Below are 3,154 nucleotides of genomic sequence, written 5' to 3'. Positions count from 1 at the left end.
TGATCTGTATTTCTTTGTAGGACCTAATTTTAATGATTATACGACTGTTGGGCATGTATGTAATATCCAGCCTAAGAAGCTCATTGTCATTGCAGATGGAAGTATTTCTATAGCCGGTAAAGTGTATACCAATGTGTACATGAATGAGTTCTTGCAAGGCTTAAAGGAAAATTGAAATTCAATGATGCTTCGTTCAAAGCCTATAAACGAATCGCTGGCTCCGCACCTCTATATGACGAGCCTGATGATCTGAACTCACCGCTCACTACGCGATTTCTATTTGGCCAAATTCAGAAACTTCTCAGTAGTGATTATGGCGTTTTGGCAGAGACAGGTGATTCTTGGTTTAATGGTATGCGTCTTAATTTACCAGAAGATTGCCCATTTGAAATTCAAATGCAATATGGATCTATTGGATGGTCTGTGGGGGCACTTTTGGGTATGCAAGCAGCACTTCATAATAAAAAGCGTGTTATTGCCCTGATTGGCGATGGTTCTTTTCAAATGAGTGCCCAGGAGCTTTCTACACTCATTCGCTATGGGTTTAAACCAATCATCTTTTTAATGAATAATGCCTCTTATACGATTGAGGTTCAAATTCATGATGGTCCGTATAATGTGATTAATAATTGGCATTATGCTGATTTAGTGAATGTTTTTAATGGCAAACAAGCAAAAGCACGAACTTTCAGAGCACCTACACATCAAGCACTTCTTGATGCAATCGAGGAAGCTAGAAAATCAGATACCTTATGCTTTATTGAGGTGATTTTAGATAAAGATGATTGCAATAAAAACCTGTTGGAGTGGGGAGCTCGCGTTGCGTCGTACAACAGTCGACTACCAAGAGATGCCGCTCGATAGTTCGGAGTAAATGCTCTTCAAATACACTTTTTTGAGGAAATAGGCACAGCTCTCCGTCGGCCAGAGATCCGACTACGCCAGTTGTTTGAATTTGCCTATGACAATTAAATTTTTTCATATTAGGGACAAAAAATTGTCTATTTTCCTCCAGGATTTTCATTGCGAGTTTGGATTTATTTTATTCATTCATAAGAGAAAGGAGATCTCTTTTCCTTTATGTATCAGAGAATGAAAGACGACCCACTTTTGTACCTCATTAGGCAAGAAATAAAAGCGGCTTTCAGATGAGTAGGTGTTTGGAGTTATGTATAGCAGGATGCGCTTTTCCTGAGGCAGATTAGCATCTTGTAAAAGGAAGACTACGTATTTTTCTATTGATATTTGAGAATGAGAGTCTGAATCCAGAGACAAAGGGAAATAATACCCTTGCCTGGATCCCTTTTGCCTGATTGAATTCTTCTTTCCTGATAGGTCAATGATAATTGATATGCAGACCCACTCGGTCGGGTTTATTTTATTCAATTAGTAAATATATTACTCTGTCATTAACGTCATATTAAGTTTACTGACATTATTTCATGTAGACCATCTTCAATACGTTTTTCGTGACCTTGCAGCAAAAAATATTGAGTCAAAAGAGGGAATTTAACGTAACTCTTTGATTCTCATGGTGGCCAGAGGCAGAATCGAACTGCCGACACGAGGATTTTCAGTCCTAAAATAGACTCTTTTAACATCTCTCATTGAATTTTAAAATTCTTTAATATCCTTTTAAAATCAAGTATATTAAGCCTTATTCAGCTTTTTAATTTCTATCGTGTTTTAAATAATCTGTCTACATGGCGTCTACATGAAATTCTACGGTATATTTGCCAAGGGGCTTTTATGGAAACTAGTAAATCAATCAAACTCACCAAATCGGTCATCGATAAAATCAAATCACCCGGGCGAAAAGACCAGGTATTTTATCGAGACGAACAATTAAAGGGCTTTGCACTCCGGGTTACTTCAAATGGGGTTAAAAGTTTTATTGTAGAAACGCGCATCGCCAATAAAGTAAAACGCATTACTTTAGGGAAATATGGGCAACTAACAGCTGAGGAAGCACGTAAGCAGGCAAAACATGTATTAGGCCAAATCGCAAAAGGGGATAACCCGATTGCCGAGAAGAAAGCCAATAAAATTAGAACAATGTCTTTGAAGCAGGTTTTCAATGATTATCTGAAAGCGCGTAAAGATTTAAAGTCGCTAACCATCAAGGATTATCAAGGTATTTTACAGCAAGTAATGCCGGATTGGTTGGATAAGCCATTAATTAATATTACACGCGAGATGATTGCCAAGCGTCATGCTCAATATGGACAGACCAATAGTAAAGCGCGTGCGAATTATGCCATGCGAGTGCTACGTGCGGTATTCAACTTTGCAGTTCATGAATATCAACTTGACGATGGCCAACTGGTAGTTGCAGTAAATCCCGTTGAATATCTATCCCATACCCGTAGTTGGTTTCGAGTAGACCGTAAGAGTACCTTTATTAAAGGGCATCAACTCGCTGCATGGCGCGAAGGATTAACCCGTTTAGGGGAAGAGGGGGATTATCCGCAGGCCATGATGTGGAAAGATTATTTTTATTAATTTTATTTACTGGTCTTCGTAGAATGGAGGCTGCCTCTCTACGATGGAATGACGTAGATTTCAAAGCTAAAACCTTTACTGTCCAAGATACAAAGAATAGAGAAATCCATACTTTGCCTATGTCAGATTTTCTATACGAACTATTTTGGCGAAGGAGGCAATTCAAAGTCAGTGAATTTGTTTTTCCCGCACCAAGTCAAACAGGCCATATTATAGAACCCAGAAAAGCTATGCTTAAAGTGGCTGAGTTATCAGGAGTGCCATTCACTGTTCATGATTTGAGAAGAACCTTCGCTACCACAGCAGAAAGTTTGGATTTACCTGCTTATGCATTAAAGCGGTTGTTGAATCATAAGATGACTAATGATGTAACAGCAGGGTATATCATGCGGGATGTGGAGCGCTTACGAAAACCGATGCAACGCATTACCGATTTTTTGATAAAGAAGATGGCGGCTAGTATAGAAATTATAGGTTGAAATAATTTTTTGGTATTTGACGGATATGATAATTCTTAGTACAATAATGATACTACTTCCCCTAGGACTCTGCTCCTAGGGCACAGAGCCTCTTCGGAGGCTCTTGTTTTTTCTGGTGTAAAAATATGAATAATAAACGCACTAGTATCTATATTGATGGATTTAATCTTTAT

1 protein-coding gene and 1 pseudogene are annotated in these 3,154 nt (G+C 38.4%); both read left to right on the top strand.

The genetic code is table 11. From position 1 onward, the window contains the following. The first annotated feature begins 171 nt into the window (after positions 1-171). On the top strand, positions 172-864 hold the full coding sequence (locus BN58_RS26225; RefSeq protein WP_019217629.1) for a thiamine pyrophosphate-dependent enzyme: 693 nt from the start codon (positions 172-174) through the stop codon (positions 862-864). Between the two features lie 885 nt (positions 865-1,749). Beyond that, positions 1,750-2,981, top strand: a pseudogene (locus tag BN58_RS26220) (tyrosine-type recombinase/integrase). The last annotated feature ends 173 nt before the right edge of the window (positions 2,982-3,154 follow it).

The organism is Legionella tunisiensis (genome assembly GCF_000308315.1).
Taxonomy (GTDB): Bacteria; Pseudomonadota; Gammaproteobacteria; order Legionellales; family Legionellaceae; genus Tatlockia; species Tatlockia tunisiensis.
The sequence above is the reverse complement of the archived record's forward strand: the minus strand, read 5'-3'. Positions and strand labels throughout refer to the sequence as shown.